At 72.0% G+C, this 23982-nt stretch carries 25 protein-coding genes; 13 read left to right on the top strand and 12 right to left on the bottom strand.

The annotated features are described in order from the left end of the window. Window positions 1-25: 25 nt before the first annotated feature. From OG439_RS49780 to OG439_RS49760, 5 genes are all read right to left on the bottom strand, one after another. The gene (locus tag OG439_RS49780) at window positions 26-817 is read right to left on the bottom strand and encodes a lipoate--protein ligase family protein (RefSeq protein ID WP_326947263.1); all 792 of its coding nucleotides are present in this window, start codon (window positions 815-817) and stop codon (window positions 26-28) included. After that, window positions 814-2202, bottom strand: coding sequence for an NAD(P)(+) transhydrogenase (Re/Si-specific) subunit beta (locus tag OG439_RS49775; RefSeq protein WP_326947262.1), 1389 nt, complete (start codon window positions 2200-2202; stop codon window positions 814-816). The genes OG439_RS49780 and OG439_RS49775 overlap by 4 nt, the downstream gene beginning before the upstream one ends. After that, window positions 2199-2513 carry an NAD(P) transhydrogenase subunit alpha gene (locus OG439_RS49770; protein ID WP_247062553.1) on the bottom strand — a complete coding sequence of 105 codons (315 nt, stop codon included), beginning with the start codon at window positions 2511-2513 and terminating at the stop codon, window positions 2199-2201. The genes OG439_RS49775 and OG439_RS49770 overlap by 4 nt, the downstream gene beginning before the upstream one ends. Next, the gene (locus OG439_RS49765) at window positions 2510-3622 is read right to left on the bottom strand and encodes a Re/Si-specific NAD(P)(+) transhydrogenase subunit alpha (RefSeq protein ID WP_326947261.1); all 1113 of its coding nucleotides are present in this window, start codon (window positions 3620-3622) and stop codon (window positions 2510-2512) included. The genes OG439_RS49770 and OG439_RS49765 overlap by 4 nt, the downstream gene beginning before the upstream one ends. Before the next feature lie 121 nt (window positions 3623-3743). Beyond that, entirely contained in the window at window positions 3744-4397 is a 654-nt protein-coding gene (locus tag OG439_RS49760) for a TetR family transcriptional regulator (RefSeq protein WP_326947260.1), read from the bottom strand. A gap of 91 nt (window positions 4398-4488) precedes the next feature. Between OG439_RS49760 and OG439_RS49755 the strand changes: the two genes are divergently transcribed. The 5 genes from OG439_RS49755 to OG439_RS49735 all read left to right on the top strand — a co-directional run bounded on the left by OG439_RS49755 (window position 4489) and on the right by OG439_RS49735 (window position 9074). Further along, window positions 4489-5559, top strand: coding sequence for a ferredoxin reductase (locus OG439_RS49755; RefSeq protein WP_326947259.1), 1071 nt, complete (start codon window positions 4489-4491; stop codon window positions 5557-5559). Window positions 5560-5570: 11 nt separating this feature from the next. Further along, entirely contained in the window at window positions 5571-6686 is a 1116-nt protein-coding gene (locus OG439_RS49750; RefSeq protein ID WP_326947258.1) for a fatty acid desaturase family protein, read from the top strand. Window positions 6687-6699: 13 nt separating this feature from the next. Beyond that, entirely contained in the window at window positions 6700-6909 is a 210-nt protein-coding gene (locus tag OG439_RS49745) for a hypothetical protein (RefSeq protein WP_247062530.1), read from the top strand. A 199-nt stretch (window positions 6910-7108) separates the two neighbouring features. Further along, window positions 7109-8419, top strand: a complete 1311-nt coding sequence (locus OG439_RS49740; RefSeq protein ID WP_326947257.1) for a sensor histidine kinase — start codon at window positions 7109-7111, stop codon at window positions 8417-8419. A 10-nt stretch (window positions 8420-8429) separates the two neighbouring features. Then, a complete protein-coding gene (locus OG439_RS49735) occupies window positions 8430-9074 on the top strand; it encodes a response regulator transcription factor (RefSeq protein ID WP_326947256.1) in 645 nt (214 codons plus the stop codon). On the opposite strand, the gene OG439_RS49730 is transcribed toward OG439_RS49735, so the two are convergent. Continuing rightward, complete coding sequence (locus OG439_RS49730; protein WP_247062524.1) at window positions 9059-9709, bottom strand: TetR/AcrR family transcriptional regulator; 651 nt, start codon at window positions 9707-9709, stop codon at window positions 9059-9061. The genes OG439_RS49735 and OG439_RS49730 overlap by 16 nt on opposite strands. A gap of 53 nt (window positions 9710-9762) precedes the next feature. On the opposite strand from OG439_RS49730, the gene OG439_RS49725 reads away from it, so the two are divergent. From OG439_RS49725 to OG439_RS49715, 3 genes are read left to right on the top strand one after another with little or no spacing between them, the layout of a single operon-like run. Further along, complete coding sequence (locus OG439_RS49725) at window positions 9763-10155, top strand: cupin domain-containing protein (RefSeq protein ID WP_326947255.1); 393 nt, start codon at window positions 9763-9765, stop codon at window positions 10153-10155. Then, complete coding sequence (locus OG439_RS49720; protein ID WP_326947254.1) at window positions 10152-11372, top strand: MFS transporter; 1221 nt, start codon at window positions 10152-10154, stop codon at window positions 11370-11372. The genes OG439_RS49725 and OG439_RS49720 overlap by 4 nt, the downstream gene beginning before the upstream one ends. 10 nt (window positions 11373-11382) lie before the next feature. Then, entirely contained in the window at window positions 11383-11793 is a 411-nt protein-coding gene (locus OG439_RS49715) for a secondary thiamine-phosphate synthase enzyme YjbQ (RefSeq protein WP_326947253.1), read from the top strand. Here the strand turns inward: OG439_RS49715 and OG439_RS49710 are convergent. After that, complete coding sequence (locus OG439_RS49710) at window positions 11731-12735, bottom strand: ABC transporter permease (protein ID WP_326947252.1); 1005 nt, start codon at window positions 12733-12735, stop codon at window positions 11731-11733. The genes OG439_RS49715 and OG439_RS49710 overlap by 63 nt on opposite strands. 104 nt (window positions 12736-12839) lie before the next feature. Between OG439_RS49710 and OG439_RS49705 the strand changes: the two genes are divergently transcribed. Together OG439_RS49705 and OG439_RS49700 are read left to right on the top strand one after the other, a co-directional pair. After that, window positions 12840-13535, top strand: a complete 696-nt coding sequence (locus OG439_RS49705; protein ID WP_326947251.1) for an HAD family hydrolase — start codon at window positions 12840-12842, stop codon at window positions 13533-13535. A 123-nt stretch (window positions 13536-13658) separates the two neighbouring features. Beyond that, a complete protein-coding gene (locus OG439_RS49700) occupies window positions 13659-15785 on the top strand; it encodes a bifunctional lysylphosphatidylglycerol flippase/synthetase MprF (protein WP_326947250.1) in 2127 nt (708 codons plus the stop codon). Here the strand turns inward: OG439_RS49700 and OG439_RS49695 are convergent. The 3 genes from OG439_RS49695 to OG439_RS49685 are packed head-to-tail and all read right to left on the bottom strand — an operon-like array spanning window position 15763 to window position 19198. Further along, a complete protein-coding gene (locus OG439_RS49695) occupies window positions 15763-16425 on the bottom strand; it encodes a hypothetical protein (protein ID WP_326947249.1) in 663 nt (220 codons plus the stop codon). The two genes, OG439_RS49700 and OG439_RS49695, sit on opposite strands and share 23 nt — an antisense overlap. 26 nt (window positions 16426-16451) lie before the next feature. Next, entirely contained in the window at window positions 16452-17450 is a 999-nt protein-coding gene (locus OG439_RS49690) for a hypothetical protein (RefSeq protein WP_326947248.1), read from the bottom strand. Continuing rightward, window positions 17450-19198, bottom strand: a complete 1749-nt coding sequence (locus OG439_RS49685; RefSeq protein ID WP_326947247.1) for a proline--tRNA ligase — start codon at window positions 19196-19198, stop codon at window positions 17450-17452. The genes OG439_RS49690 and OG439_RS49685 overlap by 1 nt, the downstream gene beginning before the upstream one ends. 124 nt (window positions 19199-19322) lie before the next feature. On the opposite strand from OG439_RS49685, the gene OG439_RS49680 reads away from it, so the two are divergent. Beyond that, entirely contained in the window at window positions 19323-19679 is a 357-nt protein-coding gene (locus OG439_RS49680) for a VOC family protein (RefSeq protein WP_247062508.1), read from the top strand. A 56-nt stretch (window positions 19680-19735) separates the two neighbouring features. Beyond that, on the top strand, window positions 19736-20641 hold the full coding sequence (locus OG439_RS49675; RefSeq protein WP_326947246.1) for a 2-hydroxyacid dehydrogenase: 906 nt from the start codon (window positions 19736-19738) through the stop codon (window positions 20639-20641). On the opposite strand, the gene OG439_RS49670 is transcribed toward OG439_RS49675, so the two are convergent. Then, entirely contained in the window at window positions 20619-21584 is a 966-nt protein-coding gene (locus OG439_RS49670) for a GNAT family N-acetyltransferase (protein WP_326947245.1), read from the bottom strand. The two genes, OG439_RS49675 and OG439_RS49670, sit on opposite strands and share 23 nt — an antisense overlap. A 55-nt stretch (window positions 21585-21639) precedes the next feature. On the opposite strand from OG439_RS49670, the gene yaaA reads away from it, so the two are divergent. Continuing rightward, complete coding sequence (gene yaaA, locus OG439_RS49665; RefSeq protein WP_326947244.1) at window positions 21640-22386, top strand: peroxide stress protein YaaA; 747 nt, start codon at window positions 21640-21642, stop codon at window positions 22384-22386. A 453-nt stretch (window positions 22387-22839) separates the two neighbouring features. On the opposite strand, the gene OG439_RS49660 is transcribed toward yaaA, so the two are convergent. Continuing rightward, on the bottom strand, window positions 22840-23922 hold the full coding sequence (locus tag OG439_RS49660) for an NAD(P)/FAD-dependent oxidoreductase (RefSeq protein WP_326947243.1): 1083 nt from the start codon (window positions 23920-23922) through the stop codon (window positions 22840-22842). Window positions 23923-23982: the final 60 nt, after the last annotated feature.

The following is a 23982-nucleotide window of genomic DNA, read 5'->3' as shown; positions in this document are numbered from 1 at the left end:
GCCGGGAAGGAGGCCTTTACGGCTTTCAGGCCGCGCGCTGGGCGCCGTCCGCGTGCCAGGACGGGTAGCGGTAGCGGGTGTGCAGCAGCGCCCGCTGCCGGGTCAGCTCGGCCGCGGACGGCGGGCGCGGCACGAACGTCCCGAGCAGCTGCGACGCCGCCGCGCGCACCGCGGCTTCGACCGCCGGGAAGCCGGGCCGGAGGCCGTGGTCGGCCAGCGACGCGACCGGGCTGCGGTGGGAGTCGAGCGGACGCGGGTCCGGCGGCGCGCTCGTCAGGTACCGGCCGACGAGGGCGGCGGACGTCTCGACCAGCAACGTCGAGTGGGCCAGCAGCCCGCCTTTGGTGCGGAACACGGCGAAGCCGCACAGCTTCGCGTCCTCGACGAACAGGCCGCGGTCGCCGATCCGCGGCACCAGCCCGAGCTGGTCGACGGCGGCGCTCATCACCTGACCGAGCGCTTCGAGGGGCCGCTCGGGCGGGCCGGGCAGTGACATTCGGGGCTCCGCCCCGGCCGGGGGCTCCGCCACCCGGACCCCCGAAAACGGCAGCACCAGCGTGACGTTGAGGTTGCCCGGGTCGTGGAACACGGTGCCGCCGCCGCTCGCGCGCCGCAGCACCGGGACGCCGTCACGTTCGCACGCCTCGACGTGCACTTCACGCGCGATCCGCTGGCCGCGCCCGACCACGACGCACACCGGGTTGCGCCAGAGCCACACGACCGGTGACTCCGGCGCGACCCGGAGGAGCGCTTCGTCGAACGCGAGGTTCTCGGCCGGGTCGGTGAACGCCGCACGCACATCCGACCCGCTCGTCATAACGCCTTGAGTTCCTCCACGATCTCGCCCACCGACGTCTTGGCGTCGCCGAAGAGCATGCTGGTCTTCGGATCGTAGAACAGGTCGTTGTCGATCCCGGCGAAGCCCGAGCTCATGCCGCGTTTCAACACGATCACGGACCGGCTCTCGTTGACCTTGAGGATCGGCATCCCGTAGATCGGCGAGGTCGGGTCGGTCTGCGCGGCCGGGTTGGTGACGTCGTTCGCGCCGATCACCAGCGCGACGTCGGTCTGGGCGAACTCGGAGTTGATCTCGTCCATCTCCTTGAGCTGCTCGTACGGCACGTCGGCCTCGGCGAGCAGCACGTTCATGTGCCCGGGCATCCGGCCGGCGACCGGGTGGATCGCGTACTCGACCGTGATGCCCTTCTTCTCCAGCAGCTTCGCCATCTCCCGGACGGTGTGCTGCGCCTGCGCCACGGCCATGCCGTAGCCCGGCACCACGACGACCTTGCTGGCGTACGCCATCTGGATCGCCGTGTCGGCCGCGCTGGTCGAGCGCACCGGGCGCTCTTCCTTCGCGCCACCGCCGGACGCCACTGCCGGGCCGCCGCCGAAGCCGCCCGCGATGATCGCCGGGATGGACCGGTTCATCGCCTTGGCCATCAGGTTGGTCAGGATCGAGCCGGACGCGCCGACGATCATCCCGGCCACGATCAGCGCGGTGTTGTCCAGCGCCAGGCCCATCGCCGCGGCCGACAGCCCGGTGAACGCGTTGAGCAGCGAGATCACCACCGGCATGTCCGCACCGCCGATCGGCAGCACCACGGTGAGGCCGAGGATGCCCGCCGCGACGAGCAGCCCGACGATCAGCAGCCAGGAGTCGCCGCCGGCGACGATGACCACCGCGCAGCCCAGCGCGATCAGCAGGAGCAGCGCGTTGATCGGCTGCTGCAGCTTGCCCATGCTGATCGGGCGGCCGCTGATCAGCTCCTGCAGCTTGCCGAACGCGATGTTCGAGCCCCAGAAGGAGATCGACCCGATGATCGCGGCGAACAGCGACGCGATCGCGATGTACCTGGGTTCGTGCGCGTAGCCGTCCGTGGAGTTGAACTCGACCCACGCGATGAGCGCGACCGCGCCGCCGCCGACGCCGTTGAACAGCGCCACCATCTGCGGCATCGCGGTCATCTTGACCTTGCGCGCGGACGGCACGCCGACCAGCGCGCCGATCGCGACGCCGAGGACGATCAGCAGCCAGTTGCCCATGCCCGGGGTGAGCAGGGTGGCGAGCACCGCGACGCCCATGCCGACCGCGGCGATCCAGTTGCCGCGGACCGCCGTGCGCGGGCCGGTGAGGCCCATCAGGCCGTAGATGAAGAGGGCGAACGCGACGATGTAGAGGATCGCGACGAAGTCGGTCACTTCTCGTCCTCCTCGTCTGCGGGTGCGGGCTTCTTGGCCTTGAACATCGAGAGCATCCGGTCGGTGACCAGGAAGCCGCCGACGACGTTGATCGTGCCGAAGGCGATCGCGATCACCAGCAGGATCTTGTTGAACACGCCGTCGACGCCGAGGCCGAGCACGACCAGCCCGCCCAGCAGCACGATCCCGTGGATCGCGTTGGTGCCGGACATCAGCGGCGTGTGCAGCGTGTTGGGCACCTTCGAGATGACGGCGAAGCCGACGAACCCGGCGAGCACGAGCACCGCCAGGTTCTGCACGAGTGGGCTCACGCGACGCTCCCTTCGCGCCCGGCCACGCAGGCACCGGCGACGATCTCGTCCTCGAAGTCCAGCTTCAGCTCGCCTTCCTTCGTCACGAGCAGTTCCAGCAGCTCGGTGACGTTGCGGGCGTAGAGCTCGCTGGCGTGCGAAGGCATTTCGGCGGGCAGGTTCAGCGGGGACGAAATGGTGACGTCGTGCTCCACGACGTCCTCCCCTGGCTTGGTCAGCTCGCAGTTGCCGCCGCTCTCCCCGGCCAGGTCGATCACGACAGACCCGGCGGGCATGCCCTTGACGGCGTCCGCGGTGACCAGGGTGGGCGCCTTGCGCCCGGGCACCAGCGCCGTGGTGATCACGACGTCGAACCGGGTGATCGCCTCGGTGAGGCGGCGTTGCTGCTCCTCGCGCTCCTCCGCCGTCAGCTCGCGGGCGTAGCCGCCTTCGCCGACCGCTTCGATGCCGAGGTCGAGGAACTGCGCGCCGAGCGACTTGACCTGCTCGCCGACCTCGGGCCGGACGTCGTAACCGGTGGTCTGCGCGCCGAGGCGCTTCGCCGTGGCCAGTGCCTGCAGCCCGGCGACGCCGGCGCCGAGCACCAGCACCTTCGCCGGGGGCACGGTGCCGGCCGCGGTGGTGAGCATCGGGAAGAACCGCGGGAGTTTCCGGGCCGCGAGCAGCACCGCGCGGTAGCCGCCGATACTGGCCTGGGACGACAGCGCGTCCATCGCCTGGGCGCGGGAGATCCGCGGGACCGCCTCCATCGCGAACGCGCGGAGACCGGCCTCCTCGAGTTTCGCGAGCCCCTCCGGGTTGCCGCGCGGGTCGAGGAAGCCGATGAGCACGGTGCCCCGGCCCAGCTTCGCGACCTCCCCCGGCGCGGGTGGGTTCACCTTGACGACGACGGGTGCGCTCCAGGCGTCGCCGAGTTCGGCGCCGGCCTGGATGAACGCGTCGTCGCTGAGGTACGCCCCGGCCCCGGCACCCGGCTCGACGAGGACGCGCAGCCCGCGTTGCGCGAGCCTCCCGACGAGTTTCGGCACCATGGCCACCCGGCGCTCCCCGGGGCGTGACTCGGTGACCACACCCACGGTGAGCTGCTGATGCTGTTCGCTGTCCGCCACACGACCTCCTCATCGGCGAGGAACGATCCGTGGGTTGTACCACGCCGGACCGACAGTCCCCACTGACCTGAGTCGGAAGTCTCGCAGTTGTCCGGTAATCCGGGCGTTGTGCGGAAAATGTTCAGCGAGTCTTCCAGTGTGGAACGCCCAGCAAGATCAAACGCAGCCGTTTTTCCGCCATTCCGGTGATTTTCGGATCTTCACCGGGCCGTGCTTCCAGCAGTTCGACAATCGTCGCCAGCATCACGGAAACGATCAAGTCGGCCAGCATGTGCAGGTCGTCGGTCGTCCAGGACCGCAGTGTCGCGAACCGGGCGAGGTCGATCGCGAGGTCGCCGGAGAACATCCGCAGCTCGACGCCGATGGCCCGGGCGAGCGGGCCGCCGCCGTACCGCTCGCGCGTCAGGAACCGGAAATGGTCCTCGTGCGCGCGCACGAATTGGTGCAACGTGGCGACCGAGGCGCTGATCATCCCGTGGTAGGTGTCCGGGTCGGTGCGCGCGGACCGGATCATGCCGCGCAGCGTGCGGGTGGCCTCTTCGACGAGCGCGACGCCGAGTTCCTCCATCGACGCGAAGTGGCGGTAGAACGCCGTCGGCACCAGGCCCGCGCCTTTCGCGACCTCGCGCAGCGAAAGGCTGGCGAACGGGCGGTCGGCGAGCAGTTCGAGGGCCGCGTCCAGCAACGCCTGGCGCGTGCGCTGCTTGCGCTCCTGACGGCTTACTGGCTCCTCTGGCACGTCGTCCAGCGTACGGATGTCCACCGCGTTGCTCACGTCACATCCTCCGCCTCTCGCGTTGACAGGTCGTCCACTCATGCCGTGCACTGTTGAGTGTACAGTCGTTCACTGTAATCGAGGAGGTCCGATGACGGCGCTCTTGCCCAAGCGGGTCCGCCGGCTCGCCTCGCTCGCCGAGGCGCTGCTCACGCCCCACGGAATGGACCGGTATCTCGAGCTCGTCGACCCGATGCTGGTCCGCCGCGAGGTCCGCGGGCTGGTCACGGCCGTGCGGAAGCAGACACCTGACAGCGTCACCCTCACCGTGCAGCCGAGCCGCGCGTGGCCCGGCTTCACCGCCGGCCAGTACGTCCGCCTGCAGGTGGCGATCGACGGCGTCCGCCGGACGCGCTGCTATTCGCCCTGTGGGTCGCAGTACACCGGCGAACTCGAGTTCACGGTCAAGGAGCAGGGCCTGGTCTCCGGGCACCTGAACCGCGAGATCGGCGTCGGGTCCGTGGTCGGACTGTCCACACCGGACGGGACGTTCACCCTGCCCGCCACCCGGCCGGAGCGGGTGCTGCTGATCGGCGGCGGCAGCGGGATCACCCCGGTGCTCGCCATGGCGCGCACCCTCGTCGACGAGGGCCACCCCGGCGAGATCGTGTTCCTGCTCTACTCGAACGGCCCGTCCGACGTGCTCTACCGCACGGAGCTGGCCGAGCTCGCCGCCCGGCACCCCGGGCTGCGGGTCGTGCACGCCTACACCCACGCGAAGACCGGCGGCGACCTGCGCGGGTTCTTCTCGCCGGCGCACCTCGAGGCGGCCGCGCCGTGGTACCGCGACGCGGAAACGTTCGTCTGCGGCCCGAAGCCGCTCATGGACGCCGTCCGCGAGCAGCTCGGTGAACGCGTGCACACCGAAGAGTTCACGCCGCCCGCGTTGACCTTCGACACGGGGAACGCCGAGGGCCAGGTGCGCTTCAAGCGCAGCGGCCGCGAGTGCGCGAACTCCGGGAAGCCGTTGCTGGAGCAGGCCGAGGAAGCCGGGCTCTCGCCGGAGCACGGCTGCCGGATGGGCATCTGCTTCTCCTGCACCCAGCTCAAGACCGCCGGCCGCGTCCGCAACGCCAAGACGGGCGAGGTTTCCGGCGAAGAAGACGAAGAGATCCAGCTCTGCATCTCCGTCCCCGTCGGGGACGTCGAGATCGACGCTTAAGGAGTACCGCCATGACCGGTCTGCAGGACCGACTCACCCCGGCCCAGGTCGAGGAGTTCGGCCGCGAGCTCGACGCGCTGCGCCAGCGGGTCGTCGAGGACCTCGGCCAGGAGGACGTCGACTACATCCACAACGTCATCAAGACCCAGCGCGGCCTCGAGGTCGCCGGCCGGGCGCTGCTGTTCGCCGGGTTCTTCCCGCCCGCGTGGCTCGCCGGTGTCGGCGCGCTGTCGCTGGCGAAGGTCCTCGACAACATGGAGATCGGCCACAACGTCATGCACGGCCAGTACGACTGGACGCGCGACCCGGCGCTGAGCTCGCAGCGCTTCGAGTGGGACAACGTGGCGCCCGCCGAGAACTGGCGGCACTCGCACAACTACATCCACCACACGTACACGAACATCCTCGACAAGGACCGCGACATCGGTTACGGCGTCCTGCGGATGGACCCCGCCCAGAAGTGGCACCCGTACTACCTGGGCAACCCGGTGTACGCGGTGGCGCTGGCGGTGTTCTTCCAGTGGGGCGTGATGCTGCACGACCTGGAGTTCGACCGGATCGTCAAGGGCGAGCGCACGTGGTCGGACACCACCGGGGTCGTCCGGAAGATGGTCAAGAAGGCGTCCCGGCAGGTCGGCAAGGACTATGTGCTGTTCCCGCTGCTGACCGGCCCGCTCGCGCCGCTGACCTTCGCCGGCAACGCGACCGCGAACCTGGTCCGCAACCTCTGGTCGTTCTCGATCATCTTCTGCGGGCACTTCCCCGCCGACGTCGAGAGCTTCACCGAGGAGGAGACCGAGAACGAGTCGCGCGGGCAGTGGTACCTGCGCCAGATCCTCGGCTCGGCCAACATCACCGGCGGCCCGCTGTTCCACATCATGAGCGGGAACCTGTCGCACCAGATCGAGCACCACCTGTTCCCGGACATCCCGGCCCGCCGGTACCCGGAGATCGCCGGCGAGGTGCGCGCGCTCTGCGAGAAGTACGGCCTGCCGTACCACACGGGCCCGCTGCACAAGCAGCTCTGGTCGGTGGCGAAGAAGCTCACGAAGCTCGCGTTGCCGTGGAACGGCGCCCCGCGCGCACGCGCTACGGTAGAGCGCGACCAGGAACTCCGCGCGGCATAGAAGGACGATGCTCATGGTCGGGCAGTTCGAGAGCGGCAAGGACACGGTCCAGGTGATCACCGAGTCGGCCGCGACCCACATCGGCAACATCGCGACCATCATCACCGGCGCGGTGCGCGACATCGCCCGCGAAACCGGTGACTGGCTCACCGACGTCATCGAGATGCGCGAAGCGGCGCAGAAGGCACGCGAAGACCGCGAAGAGCCGGAACTCGACGTCTAAGAGTTTCCGCGAAAGCCGCTTTGAGGGCTGCAGGGTCCTCGAAGCGGTTTCGCGCGCTTCACCAAAGCCGTGAGGGGCACCTTCAGGGACGCTAGGTCCCTGAAGGTGCCCCTCACGGCTTTCCGGCAACCGGAACCGTCGGTGCCGCCGGGTAGCGTGGAATTCGGGGGCGCCCCCGCCGGGCATGGGGGAAATCCGGATGGGCAGCGCGGTGCGGACCGGTGAGACTGGAGCCGTGACCAGCCTTGATCTGCCTCGTCCCCACCTGCTGCGGCGGGTGTTCGGGCCGCTGGCCGCGCGGGACTTCTGGGCCGAGTACGCGTGGCTGTGGCTCTCCGGTCCGCTGACGCTGTTCTCCCTGGTCAGCGTGCTCGTCGTGCTCGTGCTCGGCCTGTGGCTGACGCCCGTGCTCATCGGGTTCCTCGTGCTCGCCGGCGCCCTGCTCTACGCCCGCGGCCTCGGCGCCGCCCACCGCGGGCTGGCGCGGGTGCTGCTCGGTGTGAGCGTGCCCGCCCCGCGCCGTCCCGAGCTGAAACCCGGCCTGTGGAGCTGGGTGAAGGCGCGCGTCGGCGACCCGGCGGGCTGGCGGACGGCCGGTTACCTGCTGCTGCGGCTCCCGCTGAGCTTCGCCGGGCTGCTCACGGTGTTCTCCGCGACGCTCTTCGGCCTGACCGCGACCAGCTACGCCTTCCTCTGGTTCCCGCTCGGCGAGCGGGACCTGCCGGCCTTCGGCATCCGCGCCGAGGGCTGGGCCGGCGCGCTCGCCTGGTCGGCGTCCGGGCTCTTGGTGCTGGTGGCACTGCCGTGGGTGGTGCACGCCTTCGTCGCGCTCGACCGGCTGCTCGTGGTCGGGCTGCTCGGTGAGCGCGTGCTGTCCGAACGCGTCCGCGACCTGGAGGCGAGCCGGGCGACGGCGGTCGAGGACTCGGCGTTGCGGCTGCGGCGGATCGAGCGCGACCTGCACGACGGCGCCCAGGCCCAGCTGGTGGCGCTGGCGATGAAACTGGGGCTGGCCAAGGACGAGCTGAAGGCCGACGACCTCGACGTCGCCCAGGTCCGGCAGCTGGTCACCGCGGCGCACGCCAACGCGAAGCAGGCCCTCACCGAGCTGCGGGACCTCGCCCGCGGCATCCACCCGGCCGCTTTGGACGCGGGCCTCGACGTGGCGCTGGCGACGCTCGTCGCGACGTCCGGGATGGACGCGCGGGTCACCGTCACGCTGCCCCGGCGGCCACCGCCGTCGCTGGAGACGATCGTCTACTTCAGCGCCGCCGAGCTGCTGACGAACGCGGCGAAGCACGGCGGCGCGACGCTGGTCGAGATCCGCGAGGACCGGGACGTGCTGTGGCTGCTCGTGCGCGACGCCGGCGCGGGCGGGGCCCGGGTCGTGCCCGGCGGCGGCCTGGCCGGGGTCGCCGAGCGGCTGCGGACGGTCGACGGCGAGCTGGCCGTGACCAGCCCGCCGGGCGGTCCGACCGAAGTGACCGCGCGGGTCCCGCTGCCCCGCTAGGGTCGGCGGCATGCGGATCGTCATCGCGGAGGACTCCACCATCCTGCGTCAGGGCCTCGTGGAGCTGCTGACCTTCCGCGGCCACGAGGTCGTCGCCGCGGTCAAGGACGCCGAGACCCTGCGCGCGGCGGTGACCGAGCACGCGCCCGACGTGTCCATTGTGGACATCCGGATGCCGCCGTCGCACACCGACGAGGGCCTGCGGGCGGCGATCGCGTTGCGCGGCGAGCTGCCCGGCTGCGCGATCCTGCTGTTCTCCCAGTACGTCGAGACGAAGTACGCGTCGCAGCTGCTGGCCGACCGCGCGGGCGGCGTCGGCTACCTGCTGAAGGACCGCGTCGCCGAGGTGTCGGACTTCCTGGACGCGCTGCGCCGGGTCGCGGACGGCGAAACGGTCCTCGACCCCGAAGTCGTCCGCCAGCTGTTCGCGGCAACGCGCCAGACGGACGCGCTGAGCGGGCTCACCCCACGCGAACGCGAGGTGCTGGGCCTGATGGCCGAGGGCCGGTCGAACTCCGCGATCGCGGCGGAGCTGTTCCTCTCGGCCGGTTCGGTGGAGAAGTACGTGACGTCGATCTTCGGCAAGCTGGGGCTGTCACCGTCCGAAGGGGACAATCGCCGGGTACTGGCCGTGTTGCGCTACTTGGACTCCTGAGCGAGCATCCCGTCGACGAACGCGCGTAGACCGCGCGCGAAGGTGTCGCGTTCGGCCAGCTCCGGCCAGCGCTCCCCGATCGCCGAGAGGCTGGGGAACCGGGTCGCGTCCAGCTTCTCGAAAACCGTGTCGCGGTAACGCGGCCGGCCCGCCGCGGCGCGGCGCGCGGCGCGCACGCGGACCAGGATCTCCCCCGCCGTGTAGTACCAGATGTTCCGGTACAGCTCCACGGCCTCCTCCGGGGTCCGGCCGCAGCCGATCGCCCCGCCGACGATGGCGTCGACCATCCACAGGGCCGACTCGCCGAGCAGGTCGTCGGCCGTCAGGACCTCCACCGCCTCCGGCCAGGCGGCCAGCGCGGTGTGCATCACGGTCGCCGCGACGACGATCCGCTCGCGCGGGTCCGCCGGCATCTCGGGTCGCTTCAGCCGGGAGGCGTAGTAGTCGAGCAGCTGGATCAGCAGGTCGTCCTTGTCGCGGACGTGGTGGTAGAGCGTCGTCGTGCCGACGCCCAGCTCGGTGGCCAGCCGCCGGACCGTCAGCTTGTGCCAGCCCTCGCCGTCGAGGATCACCCGCGCCGCTTCGAGGATCTGCGAGCGCGAGGTCGTCGGCGGGCGGCCGATGGGTCGTGGCATGCCGTCCATCATGCCGGTCGACACCCGTCCGGCGCGCGTGCTACTTTCGGAACATGTTCGAAAACTACGACCTGTTCAAGACCATGATCCACCTACGACCCGGCGGCGTCGTCGAGGCGTCCGGCCCGGGCGACCGCCGCGAGGCACTGGCGGGTGACGCGGCGAGCCTGTGGAGCCTCGGCGCGTTCCACGCCGAGAGCGACACCGCCGTGCACGCCGACTTCTGGGAGCGGCACCCGAACGGGCACGAAGTGCTCTTCGTCTTCGCCGGCGCGCTGCGCGTCTACCTGCGAGACGAGGGGCCCGAGCCCGTGACCACGCTGAGGGCCGGGCAGTCGTTCATCGTCCCGCCCGGCCGGTGGCACCGGCTGGCCGTCGAAGAGCCCGCCGACCTGCTGTCCATCACGCCGCGGTCGGGCACCGAGCACGAACGGGCCGCGGCGTGAGCGCGAACCGGCGAGGCATCCTGGTGGTGTGCCTGGCCGTGTTCGGGCTGATGGCGGGGCAGCAGATGCTGAACCCGATCCTGCCGCCGCTGGCCCGCGAGTTCGGGTTCAGCGAGCTGGCACTGGGCGCCGTGTGGGCCGTCGGCGGGGCGGGCGTCGTGCTGGCGAGCCCGTTCTGGGGGCGCCGCGGCGCGTCGTGGGGCCACCGGCCGGTGCTGCTGATCTCCCTGGCCGGCGCGATGATCGCGCTCCTGGCGTTCGCGCTCGTCGCCCGGCTCGGGCTCGGCGGCACCCTGGCGGTGCCGGTGCTGTTCACGCTGGTGCTGCTCACCCGCGGGGTCGTGTTCGGGCTCGCGTGGGCCGCGACACCGGTGACAGCGCAGTCCTACATCGCCGACCTGACGTCGGGTCCCGCCGAGCGGGTGCGGGGGATGTCGATGTTCGGTGCCGCGCAAGGGCTCGCGCTCGCGGTCGGGCCGGCGCTCGGCGGCGTGCTGAGCCTCGCCGGGCTGACCGTGCCGATCTACGTCGCGCCGGTCATCCTGGCCGTGATCGCCGTGCTGGTCGCGATCGGCCTGCCGAAGCCGCCGGCGCGGGAAGTGCGGGCGCCCCAGGTGAAGGTCAGCCCGGCCGACCGGCGGATGTGGCCGTTCCTGCTCATCGGGTTCGGCCTGTACCTCGCGCTCGCGATCGTGCTCATGACCGTCGGCTTCCTGGTGCAGGACCGGCTGGGCCTGGCCGCGCAGGACACGAGCCGGGTGACCAGCCTGGTCATGCTGGCCGGCGCCGGGCTGATCATCCTCGTCCAGGTGCTGGCCGTGCCGCGGCTGAAGTGGACACCGGTGCGGCTCATCCGGGTGGGCGCGGTCGTCATGACCGGCGGGATGCTGCTGGTGACCGTCGCTTCCGGCGGGCTCCTGCTCGGCGCGGGCGTCGCCGTGCTCGGGGCGGGGATGGGGTTCGCCACCCCGGGGTTCATGTCCGCACCGACGCTGCTCGCGACGCGCGAGGAGCAGGGCGCCGTCGCCGGGCTGGTCGGGTCCGCCAGCGCGCTGGCGTTCATGGGCGGGCCGTTGCTGGGCACCGGGCTGTACGAGATCTCGCCGACGGTCCCGTACGCCGCCGGCGCGGTGCTGCTGGCGGGGCTGGCCGTCTTCGCCTTCACCCGCCTCGGCACCTTGACCCGGCAACCCGCGGAACTGGTGGCCGCTCCTTAGGCTGGAGTCCATGTACTCCACCGAGATCGAGGTCCGCACCGGCGCCGAGGCCGTCGTCCACGACCTCACGCACGAGGCCGAGTCGTTCCTGCGCGACGCGGACGCGCACGACGGGCTGCTGCACGTCTGGGTCCCGCACGCCACCGCGGGCCTGGCGATCCTCGAGACGGGCGCGGGCAGCGACGAAGACCTGCTGACCGCGCTCGACGGGATCCTCCCCCGTGACGGCCGCTGGCGGCACCGGCACGGGAGCCCGGGTCACGGCCGTGACCACGTGCTTCCCGCTCTGGTGCCGCCCTACGCGACGGTCCCGGTGCTCGGCGGCGTGCTCGCGCTGGGCACCTGGCAGTCGATCTGCCTAGTGGACACCAACCTCGACAACCCGGTCCGCCGCGTGCGGTTCAGCTTCCTCGCGGGCTGACCGGCCGGGCCAGAGGGCAACCGCGAGCCCGGCGGCCAGCAGGGCGCCGAGCACCCAGACGCCGGTGGTGACGTCGGGCGCGTCCGGCACGCCCTGCAGCAGGCTGCGCAGGCCTTCGGCCGAGAAGCGGAACGGCGTCCACGACCAGAGCAGCGTGCGATAGGCCGGGTTCAGCAGCTCCGGCACCTGCCCGGCGACCGCGGGCGCGACCAGGTAGAGCGGGCCGAGCACGGCCATCGCGCGCAGGCCGAGCAGGCGCAGCAGGCCGGCTTGCACGGCCGCGAACGCCGTCGCGGCGAGGAACACGAAGCCGAGGACGCCGGCGGTCAGCGGCAGCGTGGCGTCCCACAGCGCGAAGAACCCGGCCACCACGGCCGCGATCAGCACGCCGGCCCCGGTGATCTGCAGCAGGCGGGCGCCCGCGCCGAGAGTGCGTCCGGTGTGCTTCGCCAGCTGCGTCACCGCGAGCCCGGCGACGAGCGCGCCGATCCAGGCGAGGGCGCTCGCGGCCAGCGGCGCGGTCCGCCCGGCGAGGCTCACCGGGTGCAGCACCTCCTGCTTCGGCGCTCCGGCCAGCGCGCTCGCGGCGCCGGTCAGCGCCTGCTGCGCGACCTGCGTGCCCGCCGGGTTGACCGCGCCCGAGGTGACGACCGTCGCGGACGGCCCGGGCCCGAGTTCGAGCACGCCGTAGACCTGCTTGTCCTCCAACAGCTTCCGCGCGTCGGCCGGGGTCGCGACGGTCCACTCGAGCTGGCCGCCGCCGTGCGCGGCGATGCGTTGCGCGACCTCCGGCGGGGCGGCGACCGCGACCGGGACGCCGTCCGGCGCGACGGTGGCCTGCGCGCCGAAGGTGAGGAACCCGAGCACCACCGCCACCAGCGCGCCGGCCACGGCGGCGACCAGGGCGAGAGCCCCGGCGGGGCGCCGGACAGGACTGGTCATGACAACCTCCACTTATTCTTCAGGCGTTGAATTAATCTCACGGTAAGAGCCGTCGCCGAAGAAGTCAACACGTGTTGAATAGTGACGCCGGTAACCTCGGACCCGTGACGAAGACGCGGCTGGTGCTCTGGGACATCGACCACACGCTGGTGGACTACACCGGCCTCGGCGCCGCTTGGTACACCGCGGCCCTGGCCGCGACGACCGGCGCCGAGCTGAAGACCTACCCCGACTTCGGGGGCCGCACCGAGCGGGCGATCAGCAGCGACCTGCTCACCGCGCACGGCATCGAGCCGACCGAAGAGCTGCTCCAGGCGCTCTGGAAGGCGCTGATCGCGGAATCCGAACGTGCCGTCGTCCACCTCCCGACCAGCGGCCGGGCCCTGCCGGGCGCCGCGGCGGCGCTGACCGCGTTCGCCGGGCACGACGAAGTCGTCCAGTCCCTGGTCACCGGCAACCTGCCGGAGATCTCGCGGCACAAGCTCGCCGCGTTCGGCCTGGACGAGCACCTCGACCTGGAGATCGGCGGCTACGGCACGCTCTCGGCGCACCGCCCGGACCTGGTCCCGCACGCCGTCGCGCAGGCGGTGGCCAAGCACGGCGCGCCGTTCGCCGCCGACGCCGTGGTCGTCATCGGCGACACCCCGAGCGACGTCGAAGCCGCGCTGGCCCACGGCGCGATCGCGGTCGCCGTCGCGACCGGGCACTACCCCGCGGACGCGCTGCGGGCGGCCGGCGCGCACACCGTGCTGCCGGATCTGGCCGACATCGACGCCGTGCGGAGTGCCGTCCTCGGCTGACGACCCCGAAGGTCATCGTCCTCGGGACCGGGATGACCCTCACTCCGGAGGAGGACTCCCCTAAGGGAAATCTCGCTCTGGCGTCGGATGTCCGGAGCGGCCGCGCTCGCCAGACTTCCGAGCATGACTGAAACAGCGTCGGTGGGCCTGCCCGCCGGAGGGGGACGCATCCGCGGCACGGTCGCGGTACTGAGGCGACGACTGCCGTTCACCAGCAGCGTCGTCCTCGCCATGCTCTTGCTGGCCGTCGCGACCGGGGCGCTCTGGAGCGCCGCCGAGGACCGCGCGGCCTACCCGTTCGTCGCCTACGGGCTGCCGTCGCTGGAGGTGGGCCGCTGGTGGACGATGCTCACCGGGCCCTTCTTCGCCGTCATCCCCTGGTACTACCTCCCGATGGTCGGCAGCTTCGCGCTCTTCGCGGGCTTCGCCGAGTGGCAGCTGGGGACGCGGCGCGCGATGGCCGTGACGATCGGCGGCCAGTTCGTCTCGGTGCTCGTCGCCACCCAGTTCCTCGCGCTGAGCCGCAACTCCGGCTGGCTGTGGGCCGAGCGGATGGCGGGCAGTCTCGACGTCGGGTTCTCCGGCGGCGCGCTCGCCGCCGTCGCGGTCGCCAGCGCGACGCTGCGGCCCCCGTGGCGCCTGCGGCTGCGGGCCGGGCTCTGCGTGTACGCCGGCGTCGCGATCATCTACGTCGGCACGCTCGCCGACCTCGTCCACTTCTTCGCGCTGGCGCTGGCCATCCCGCTCGGGAAGCGGCTCGTCGGCCCGCGCGGCACGACCGACACCGCGGGGCCGAACGTGCGGGAGTGGCGGCTGCTGACCGTCGCCGGCCTGCTGCTGCTCACCGTCGCCGAAGTCGTGATGTTCCTGGTGCCCGGCGACGGCCCCTTCGGTTCCGCGGAAGGCGTTTCGCTGACGGCGCCGGAGCTGGCGATCCTCGTCCTGCTGGTGGTGCCGATGCTCAACGGCCTGCGCAAGGGCGGCCGGGTCGCGTGGCGCTGGGCCGTCGCGCTCTCGGTGTTCGTGACGCTGCAAGGGCTCGCGACCGCCACCCTGATCGGCCTGGCCGACGTCTTCGGCGGCGACTACGACACCGCCGGGCTGCCGCTGTTCTTCGTGGACAATCTCTTGTGGACGGTCGAGCTGATCGTCCTGATCGCCGGACGTCACGCTTTCCGCGTGCCTTCGCGACGCAGGCTGCGGCGCCACGCCCAGGGCCCGGGGGTCGCGCTGGCCCGCACGCTGCTCGGGCGGCACGGTGGCAGCACGCTGTCGTGGATGACGACGTGGCCGCGCAACACGTACTTCGTCCGCGAGGACGGCCGCTCCTACCTCGCCTACCGCAAGCACGCGGGCGTCGCCGTCGCGCTCGGCGACCCGATCGCGCCGGACGGCACCGCGGCCGCGACGGTCACCGAGTTCGCCGCCATGTGCGAGAACTCCGGCCTGGTGCCGTGCGTGTTCTCGGCGACCGAGGCCACCGTCGCGGCGACCGGCGAACTGGGCTGGCAGCACGTCCAAGTGGCCGAGGACAACGTGCTCGACCTCGACGGCCTCGAGTTCCGCGGCAAGGCGTGGCAGGACGTCCGGTCCGCGCTGAACAAGGCCGCCAAGCAGCACATCGACTTCCGGCTGGTCCGCTTGGCCGACCAGCCGGAACCCATCCTCGCCCAGGTCCGGGCGTTGTCGGAGGAGTGGATGTCGGACAAGGCCATGCCGGAGATGGGTTTCACCCTCGGCGGCCTCGACGAGGCGATGGACCCTGCGACCCGCGTCGGCCTCGCCGTGGACGCCGAGGGCGTCGTCCACGGCGTGACGTCCTGGCTCCCGGTCTACACGGGTGCGGGCAAGGTCGGCGGCTGGACGCTGGACGTCATGCGCCGCAGCGCCCACGGCTTTCGCCCGGTGATGGAGTTCCTCATCGCGTCGGCCTGCGTGGCCTTCCGCTCCGAAGGTGCCCGGTTCGTCTCGCTGTCGGGTGCTCCGCTGGCCCGCAGCGCCGACGGGGCGCCCACGCGCACGATCGACCGGACGCTGGAGTCGCTGGGCCGCGTGATGGAGCCGTACTACGGGTTCCGTTCGCTGCACGCGTTCAAGGCGAAGTTCCAGCCGCGGCACGTCCCGCTGTACCTGGCGTTCCGCGACGAAGCCGACCTGCCGCGCATCGGCCTGGCGCTGAGCCGCGCGTACCTGCCGGACGTCCGGCTGCGCGAACTGGCGAAGCTGGTCAGTAGCTCTCGGGGACGCTGATCCGTTGCGGGAAAAGGATCCTCCGGCGGCTGACGACGTTCTGGTCCTTCTCGATCAGGGCGCCGTCGGTCAGCCGGAGCCAGTGCCCGTTGTGCGAGTCGCTGAACGCGACCATCACCCCGGGCGTCAGTTCCGTGCCGAGCCGCGCTTCGGGGACCGCCATGCGCCACTTCCCCGGTGGCAGCACGGCGTAGAGGTATTCGTCGTCTTCGATCTCCGGCCCGCGGTGCAGGGTGGAGCCGGTCATCGGCAGGCTCCGCACGAGGTCGAACGACACGACGACGTGGTTGATCGCCTCGGCATTGGCGTTGGCCACGACCATGCAGGTCCGGTGCTCGACCCGTTCGATCCACGCGGTGACCTTCGCGGCCTGTTCCTGCCGCTCGCGCGCGTCCCGCTGCCGCCGGTCCTTCCGGGCCACCCGCCCGTCCCGGATGGCGATCCACAGCGCGACGGCCACGGCCGCGACGGTGCCGACGGCCCCCGCCCACTGCCCGGCCGCACCCCACCACTCAGGGCTGCGGCTGCGCGTCGTCCAGCCCCAGGCCTTGGCCAGCAGCGGTCCGAAGAGGAGCAGGAACCCGGCGACGCCCAGGACGCCGAACGCACCCGCGCGAAGCCGTGCGAGCCGCTTGTCCATGGGCCCAGCCTGCCGGACCCCGGCGGTCAGCGGTAGGTGGTCGGCGGCGGCGTCATCGTGCCGCGGTCCGCCGCCGGGACGAACCGGTAGCTCTTGAGGATCCCCACCAGGTCTTGGCGGATCGTGGGCCCGGAGCGATCGGCGTCCGCGTACGCCACCACGACACCCGACGTCACGGCGTCGGCGCCGGTGAAGGCCATGGCCGCGACCACCGCGTGCTTCGCCGCGCATTCCCCGGTGTCCGACGGGATCACGTCGGCGACGACGATCCGGGCCGGCGCCTTGGTGCCGTCGGCCTTCGTGACCTGGGCGTCCGTGCCCGCGTCCGGCGTCACCGTGGCCAGCGGCCCGTTGTCCGGGCTGTACGCGCTCACGCCGAGGTCGGTGACGGCCTTGCGCGCCGCGGCGCCGGGGTCGCCCAGGGGTTCGGTCTTGACGCCCGCGCCGCCGAGGTCGCTCTTCTGGCAGAAGTTCCGGCCCAGGAACGCGCTCGTGACGAGCGTGATGCCCGGGGCCGCGCCGGTCTTCTCCCAGCCGTGCACGGTGGTGGGCGCGGGTTCCCAGTTCGGCGGCACGTCGTAGGCGTACGAGCCGTCCTTGCCCGCGACGGACTGCCAGCCGCTCACCGCGGCGGGCACGGTCACCCGCGGCGACGGCGTCACGACCAGTGGCGGCAGCGGCGCCGGCGTCGACGACGGCCGGTGCGGCTTGCCGACGCCGAAAGCGTTCAGCACCCCGGCGATCAGCGCGATCAGGACCAGTCCGACCCACGGCGCCCGCGACGAGCGTCGCCACTTCGGCGGCTTCGCGGCGGGACGGATCCGCTTCGGCTCAGCACGCGGAGTCTCAACGTGCGGAGTGTCGATGTGGGGAGTCTCGACGTGGGGCGCTTCGGCCGGTGGAGTCCCGAAGCCGCCGGATGGGAAGCGCGGCGCGTCCGCGGGCTCGTAACCACCGAACCCGCGGAGCGCCGCGTTGTCCTCGTACCCCGGCGTTGTCTCGTCCCGCCGCCGGAACAGGCCCATTACGACCGGACGAGCTTGACCAGGTGCTCGACGACGGCGTCGACCGCGATCTCTTCGCGCTCGCCGGTGCGCCGGTCCTTGACCTCGACGACGCCGTTGGCCAGGCCGCGCCCGACCACCAGGATGGTCGGCACGCCGACCAGCTCGGCGTCGGCGAACTTGACGCCCGGGGTCGCCTTGCGGTCGTCGAGGATGATCTCGAGACCGGCCGTGTCGAGCTCGGCGGCGAGCTTCTCGGCGCCGGCGCGCACCGCGTCGTCCTTGCCCGCGATGACGATGTGCACGTCGAACGGCGACACCTCGCGCGGCCAGATCAGGCCGAGCTCGTCGTGGTTCTGCTCGGCGAGCACGCCGACCAGCCGTGAGACGCCCACGCCGTAGGAGCCCATCGTGATGCGGATCGGCTTGGAGTCGGGGCCGAGCGCGTCCAGCTCGAAGGCGTCGGCGTACTTGCGGCCGAGCTGGAAGATGTGCCCGATCTCGATGCCGCGCGCGGCGACCAGGGTGCCGTGGCCGTCCGGCGACGCGTCGCCCTCGCGGACCTCGGCGGCCTCGACGGTGCCGTCCGGGGTGAAGTCACGGCCGGCGAGCAGGTCGATGACGTGGTGGTCGACCTTGTCGGCCCCGGTGACCCAGGCGGTGCCGGGCGCGATCCGCGGGTCGGCGAGGTAGCGCACGCCGTTGTCCTGCAGCGCCTTCGGGCCGATGTACCCCTTGACCAGGAACGGGTTCGCCTTGAAGTCGGCCTCTTCGAGCAGCTCGACCTCGGCGGGCTCGAGCGACGCTTCGAGGCGCTTCATGTCCACTTCGCGGTCACCGGGAAGCGCGACGCAGACCAGCTCCCACTCCTTCGCACCCGGCTGACGCGCCTTGAGCATGACGTTCTTCAGCGTGTCGGCGGCGGTGAACTCGCGGCCGAGCCCGGCCGCGTTGAGGAAGTTCACCAGCGACTCGATGGTCGGCGTGCCCGGCGTGTGGTGCTCCTGCGCCTCGGGCCGGCCTTCGGTCGGCTGCGCGGCCGGCGCGGGCGTCACGACGGCTTCGACGTTCGCCGCGTAGCCCGACTCGGTGCTGCGGACGTAGGTGTCCTCACCCGTCTCGGCGACCGCGAGGAACTCCTCCGACGCCGAGCCGCCCATCGCCCCCGACGTCGCCTTGACCACGACGTACTCGAGGCCGAGGCGGTCGAACAGCTTGGTGTAGGCGGCGCGGTGCGCCTGGTAGGAGCGCTCGAGGCCCTCGTCGTCGAGGTCGAAGGAGTACGAGTCCTTCATGACGAACTCGCGGCCGCGCAGGATCCCGGCGCGGGGGCGCGCTTCGTCGCGGTACTTCGTCTGGATCTGGTACAGCGTGACGGGGTAGTCGCGGTACGAGCTGAACTCGCCCTTGACCGTCAGGGTGAAGAGCTCTTCGTGGGTCGGGCCGAGCAGGTAGTCGGCGCCCTTGCGGTCCTTCAGGCGGAAGAGGCTGTCGCCGTACTCGGTCCAGCGGCCGGTCGCCTCGTAGGGCTCCTTCGGCAGCAGCGCGGGGAACTGGATCTCCTGCGCGCCGATGGCGTTCATCTCGTCGCGCACGACGGCCTCGACGCGGCGCAGCACGCGCAGGCCCAGGGGCAGCCACGAGTACCCGCCCGGGGCGACCCGGCGGACGTAGCCGGCGCGTACCAGGAGCCGGTGGCTCGGTACCTCGGCGTCCGCCGGATCCTCGCGCAACGTGCGAAGGAACAACGACGAAGTCCTGGTGATCACTGCGGGGCTCCCTGCGCCAAGCGGGTGTGAAAGTCCCGCTCAGGGTAGTCACTCCCCCCACCGTGACTCCAACGGGTTAGCCGAGCGCCCGTTTTTGTCGGTGGTGATCGCTAGCGTTCCGGTCATGAAACTTCGCATGGCCATGATCACGATCGACTGCGCGGATCCGCGCGGGCTGGCGGAGTTCTGGACGGCGGCGCTCGGCACGACCGTCGCCCAGGACTTCGAGGGCGAGTTCCTGTTCCTCGCCCCACCGGAGGGCGGGCTGTCGCTGGGGCTCCAGCGGGTGCCCGAACCACGCGCGGGCAAGAACAGGGTCCACATCGATCTCGGTGCCGAAGACCGGGAACAGGAGGTGAAACGGCTGGTGGCGCTCGGCGCGACCGAGCAGGCGCAGCACGAGGTGCCGGGCTTCGCGTGGACGGTGCTCTCGGATCCCGAGGGCAACGAGTTCTGCGTGTCCGGTTCGCACGACGGGTAGTTCCCGGCTGCCGGTCCACCCCGCGTCGCCGCGGCGGCGCGGGTAGAACTGGCGGCATGAGCGCTCGCGTACTGCTGCCGTGGACCGACATCGAAGTGCCGGAGGGGATCGAGGCCGCGTATTACGACGGCCTTGGCGCGCCTCCGCCGGCCCTCGACGGTGTCGAGTTCTACGTGCTGCCGTACGACCGCGGACCGGAGCCACCCCGCCTGATCAAGGACCTGCCCTCGTTGCGCGTGGTGCAGGCCCTGTCGGCCGGGGTGGAGGCCTTGGTCCCGCTGCTGCCCGCCGGCGTCCGCCTGGCCAATGGACGCGGCCTGCACGACCTGAGCGTCGCCGAGCACACCCTGGCGCTGATCCACGCGAGCCAGCGGGACCTGCCCCGCTGGTTCGCCCAGCAGGAGCGCCGGGAGTGGGTTCGCGAGCACACGCGGTCGCTCGCGGACAGCCGGGTGCTCCTGGTCGGCTACGGCTCGATCGGGCAGGCGATCGAGCGCCAGCTGCTGGCGGCCGAAGCGCTGGTGACCAGGGTGGCGAGCCGCGCGCGTCCGGACGCGGGCGTGCACGGCGTCGCCGAGCTGCCCTCGCTGCTGCCCGAGGCCGACATCGTGGTGCTCGTGCTGCCCGACACCCCGGCGACGCGCGGCCTGCTCGGAGCCCCCGAGCTGGCCGCGCTCCCCGGCGGCGCCCTGGTGGTCAACGTCGGCCGCGGCACGGCGATCGACACGGAAGCCCTGCTGGCGCAGACGCGAGCCGGGCGGCTCCGTGCCGCCCTCGACGTCGTGGACCCGGAGCCGCTGCCGGCCGACCATCCACTGTGGACGGTGCCGGGCGTCGTCCTGACGCCGCACATCGCGGGTGGCTCGGCGTCGTTCTACCCGCGCGCCAAGAAGCTGGCCGCGGACCAGCTGCGGCGGTACGCGCGGGGCGAGGAGCTGCTCAACCTCGTGCCACCGGCCTGACGTACACGTGCCATTCGTCTTCGACGCGGAACCCGCACCGCTCGTAGACGCCGAGCGCCCGGTGCGCGTTGTCGACGTCGACGTTCAGCGCCGACCGCTCGAACCCGGCCGCCTTCGCCGCCTGGACGGTGTGGCCGAGCAGCCCGGAGGCGACCCCGCGGCCGCGTAGCGCGTCCCGGGTGCCCACCCAGGTCGCGTAGTGCTCGCGGATGCCGGTCGCCTCGGCTTCGGACGCGTAGAAGTGGCTGAGCACGAAGGCCAGGACCTTCTCGCCGTCGAGGACGAGGAACGACAGGTCCGGCCGGAAGTCCTTGGAGCCGGTGACGAGGTGGCGCCAGGCGCCGGGCTCGTAGGCGGTGCTGCCCCAGTGGTCGCCGAAAGTGTCGTTGCGGGCGTCGAGCGTCGCGAGGTCGTACCCGAAGTCGAACGGCACGGGCTCGACGCCGTCCGGCAGCGGCGGCTGCGGCGGCAGGTCGGCGAGGCCGACGCGCATGTCCACCATCGTCCGCTGGTGCTCGTAGCCGGCCGCGGCGAGCACCCCGGCGATCCAGCGCTCGTTCTGATGGCTGCCGTGGTGCAGTTCGAGCGGCGCGCCCGGGAAGACGCGTTCGTGGACCTCGCGACTCGTCCGGGTGAACCACTCGGCCAGGTGCGCGCCGACGGCGTCGTCGCGGTGGTCCGGGTGCACGACCGACTGGAGCCGGATCATGTGCACCGGGTTCGCGGCGTCCCGGCGGCGGACGAGGCCGTAACCGACGAGCCGATCACCCGCCCAGGCGCCGGTGCTGGCCGTGGCCAGGTCGATGTTGGGGCCTTCGAGCTCCTCGCGGAGGTCTTCGGTGCCGAAGTGCTCACCCGTGCGGTCGACCTCCTCGGCGGCGGCGTAGAGCCGGGCGAGGGCCGCGTCGTCGTCGAGCGTGAGGGGACGCCAGGTCAGGTCCATGCGCCGAGGCTAGGCCGGGCGGCACCGGCCACGCATCCCGATTTACGCTCAGTGCGTGCTGGTGCTCCTCCCCCCTTCCGAGACCAAGGCCGACGGCGGCCGCGGCGCCCCGCTGGACCACGCCGCCCTGTCGTTCCCCGAGCTGAACCCGACGCGCGCGAAGCTCGCCGACGCGCTCGTCGAGCTGGCGGGCGACGTCCCGGCCAGCATCGCGGCCCTGGGCATCACCGAGCGCCAGGCCGGCGAGGTCATCCGCAACGCGCAGCTGTGGACGTCCCCGACGATGCCGGCCCTGCGCCGCTACACCGGCGTCCTCTACGACGCGCTCGACGTCAAGAGCTTCACGAGGGCCGGGCTGGCGAAGGCCCACCGCCGGCTGGCGGTGACGTCCTCGCTGTTCGGCGTGGTCTCGGCGACCGACCCGATCCCGGCGTACCGCCTCTCGGGCGGCAACTCCCTGCCCGCGCTCGGCACCATCCGCGCCATGTGGAAGCCGGTGCTAGAGCCGGTGTTGCAGAACATCGACGACCTGGTGGTCGACCTCAGGTCGGGCACGTACTCGGCGTTCGCCAACCTCCGCCCGGACGCCGTGACGGTCCGCGTGGTCACCGAGAACGCCAACGGCGAGCGCGGAACGGTCAGCCACTTCAACAAGGCGTACAAGGGCCGCCTGGCCAACGTGCTGGCGGTCACCCGTGCCGAACCGTCCACTGTGGACCAGCTGGCCAAGGTGATCCGCAAGGCGGGCCTGGTGGTGGAACGCACCGGCGACCACGCACTGGACCTGATCACCGAAGGCTGACACTCCCCGCCGACACCTGGCCGCGCTCGTCGCCGATCACGGCACAACACGGTCGTGTCTCTGCCACGACGCCCGCTGGCTCATTCCAGACCTGCCCTCGACCCGGCGCCGCCCATCCGACCCACACCGGAACCGGCCGCGACTCGGCGCCGCCGACCCGATCCGCACCAGAACCCGGGCACGACTCAGCGCGGCCGTCCCGACCCACACCAGAACGGGCGCGACTCAGCGCGGCCGTCCCGACCCGCACAGAACCCGCGACTCGGCGCGGCCGATCGCGAGCCGGAACGGATCCGTCGAGAGCCGCCCGGTCGGGCACCGCTGGCCCACGGGCGAAGCGTTCAGGACCGCAAGCGGTCCGCGATCTGGCCGTGCATGGGCTGGGCTGGGGCCAGTCCGCAGACTGAACCAGCCCTTAAGAGAAAGCAGTCCGCAGGCGGACGCAGTCCAGGGCTAGAAGCGGTCCAAGGCGAACGTGCTCAGGTCGAAGCCCGGATCCTCGCCCAGCGCCACCGCCGCCACCAGCTTTCCGGCGTACGGGGCGTTCGTCAGGCCGCCTGCGCCGAAGCCCGTCGCGATCGTCAGGCCCGGGCGGATGCTGCCCAGCACCGGGAGACCGTCCGGGGTGCCCGGGCGGAAGCCCACCCGGGTCTCGGCCAGGGTGGCGTCTGCCAGGCCGGGTGCGATCGTCAGGGCGTGGTCCAGCACCTCACGCTGGCCGGCGGCGGTCACCCGGTAGTCGAAGCCGGACTCCGTCTCGCGTGTCGCGCCCGCGACCACCCGGCCGCCGCCGAAGGCCAGCAGGTAGTGGCTGGTGCGTGGCAGGACCACCGGCCACGCCGACGTGTCGGTACCGGGCAGGTCGAAGTGGCTGATCTGGCCGCGGTGGGGCGTCACCGGCACGTCGACGCCCAGTGGCGCCAGCAGCTCGCGGCTCCACGCGCCGGCCGCCACCACGACGCTGTCCGCTTCGAGCGGGCCCGCCTCACCCGCCACTGTGCCGTCGGCGCGGAAGGCGACCTCACCCTCGACGAACTTCGCGCCCTTCCGCTCGGCGGCGGCCAGCAGGGCCCGGCGCAGCTGGTGCCCGTCGACACGGCCGGCGCCGGACAGGTGCACCGCGCTCAGCCCGGGCGCCAGCGCCGGGAACAGCTCCCGGGCCTGGGCCGGGTCGAGCGAGCGGACCTCGCCGATCTCCGGCGCGTCCGCCGCCCGCGCGGCCAGCCGCTCCCGCGCCTCGGCGAGCTCGGACTCCTCGGCCGAGACGATCATCCCGCCGACGACCTCGAACGACGACTCCTCGCCCAGCTCGGCCAGTTCCGCCGTGAACTCGCGGTAGTACCGGCCCGCGGCCGCCGCGAGCGGGTACACCGCGTCCTCCCAGCGTGACGTCCAGGGACTGACGATCCCGGCGCCGGCCTCGGTGGCCGTGCCGGGACGGGCCGCGTCCGCCACGATCACTTCCGCACCCCGGCCCGCCAGGTGGTAGGCCGTGGCGGCACCGCCGATTCCGCTTCCGATCACGAGCACTCGCATGCTCCCCACCCTGCCCGACCATGCCGCGCCGGGGCGACCCGGATTCCCCCGCGCGGGCAC

The organism is Amycolatopsis sp. NBC_01307, from assembly GCF_035975215.1.
Taxonomy (GTDB): Bacteria; Actinomycetota; Actinomycetes; order Mycobacteriales; family Pseudonocardiaceae; genus Amycolatopsis.
This window is presented reverse-complemented; position numbering and strand designations above follow the sequence as displayed.

What these genes read in the sequence shown, in the direction of transcription:
- OG439_RS49780 (WP_326947263.1), bottom strand. Translation starts at nt 817, where the DNA reads ATGACGAGCGGGTCGGATGTGCGTGCGGCGTTCACCGACCCGGCCGAG.
- OG439_RS49755 (WP_326947259.1), top strand. Translation starts at nt 4,489, where the DNA reads ATGACGGCGCTCTTGCCCAAGCGGGTCCGCCGGCTCGCCTCGCTCGCC.
- OG439_RS49750 (WP_326947258.1), top strand. Translation starts at nt 5,571, where the DNA reads ATGACCGGTCTGCAGGACCGACTCACCCCGGCCCAGGTCGAGGAGTTC.
- OG439_RS49745 (WP_247062530.1), top strand. Translation starts at nt 6,700, where the DNA reads ATGGTCGGGCAGTTCGAGAGCGGCAAGGACACGGTCCAGGTGATCACC.
- OG439_RS49740 (WP_326947257.1), top strand. Translation starts at nt 7,109, where the DNA reads ATGGGCAGCGCGGTGCGGACCGGTGAGACTGGAGCCGTGACCAGCCTT.
- OG439_RS49735 (WP_326947256.1), top strand. Translation starts at nt 8,430, where the DNA reads ATGCGGATCGTCATCGCGGAGGACTCCACCATCCTGCGTCAGGGCCTC.
- OG439_RS49730 (WP_247062524.1), bottom strand. Translation starts at nt 9,709, where the DNA reads ATGCCACGACCCATCGGCCGCCCGCCGACGACCTCGCGCTCGCAGATC.
- OG439_RS49725 (WP_326947255.1), top strand. Translation starts at nt 9,763, where the DNA reads ATGTTCGAAAACTACGACCTGTTCAAGACCATGATCCACCTACGACCC.
- OG439_RS49715 (WP_326947253.1), top strand. Translation starts at nt 11,383, where the DNA reads ATGTACTCCACCGAGATCGAGGTCCGCACCGGCGCCGAGGCCGTCGTC.
- OG439_RS49710 (WP_326947252.1), bottom strand. Translation starts at nt 12,735, where the DNA reads ATGACCAGTCCTGTCCGGCGCCCCGCCGGGGCTCTCGCCCTGGTCGCC.
- OG439_RS49700 (WP_326947250.1), top strand. Translation starts at nt 13,659, where the DNA reads ATGACTGAAACAGCGTCGGTGGGCCTGCCCGCCGGAGGGGGACGCATC.
- OG439_RS49695 (WP_326947249.1), bottom strand. Translation starts at nt 16,425, where the DNA reads ATGGACAAGCGGCTCGCACGGCTTCGCGCGGGTGCGTTCGGCGTCCTG.
- OG439_RS49690 (WP_326947248.1), bottom strand. Translation starts at nt 17,450, where the DNA reads ATGGGCCTGTTCCGGCGGCGGGACGAGACAACGCCGGGGTACGAGGAC.
- OG439_RS49680 (WP_247062508.1), top strand. Translation starts at nt 19,323, where the DNA reads ATGAAACTTCGCATGGCCATGATCACGATCGACTGCGCGGATCCGCGC.
- OG439_RS49675 (WP_326947246.1), top strand. Translation starts at nt 19,736, where the DNA reads ATGAGCGCTCGCGTACTGCTGCCGTGGACCGACATCGAAGTGCCGGAG.
- OG439_RS49670 (WP_326947245.1), bottom strand. Translation starts at nt 21,584, where the DNA reads ATGGACCTGACCTGGCGTCCCCTCACGCTCGACGACGACGCGGCCCTC.
- OG439_RS49660 (WP_326947243.1), bottom strand. Translation starts at nt 23,922, where the DNA reads ATGCGAGTGCTCGTGATCGGAAGCGGAATCGGCGGTGCCGCCACGGCC.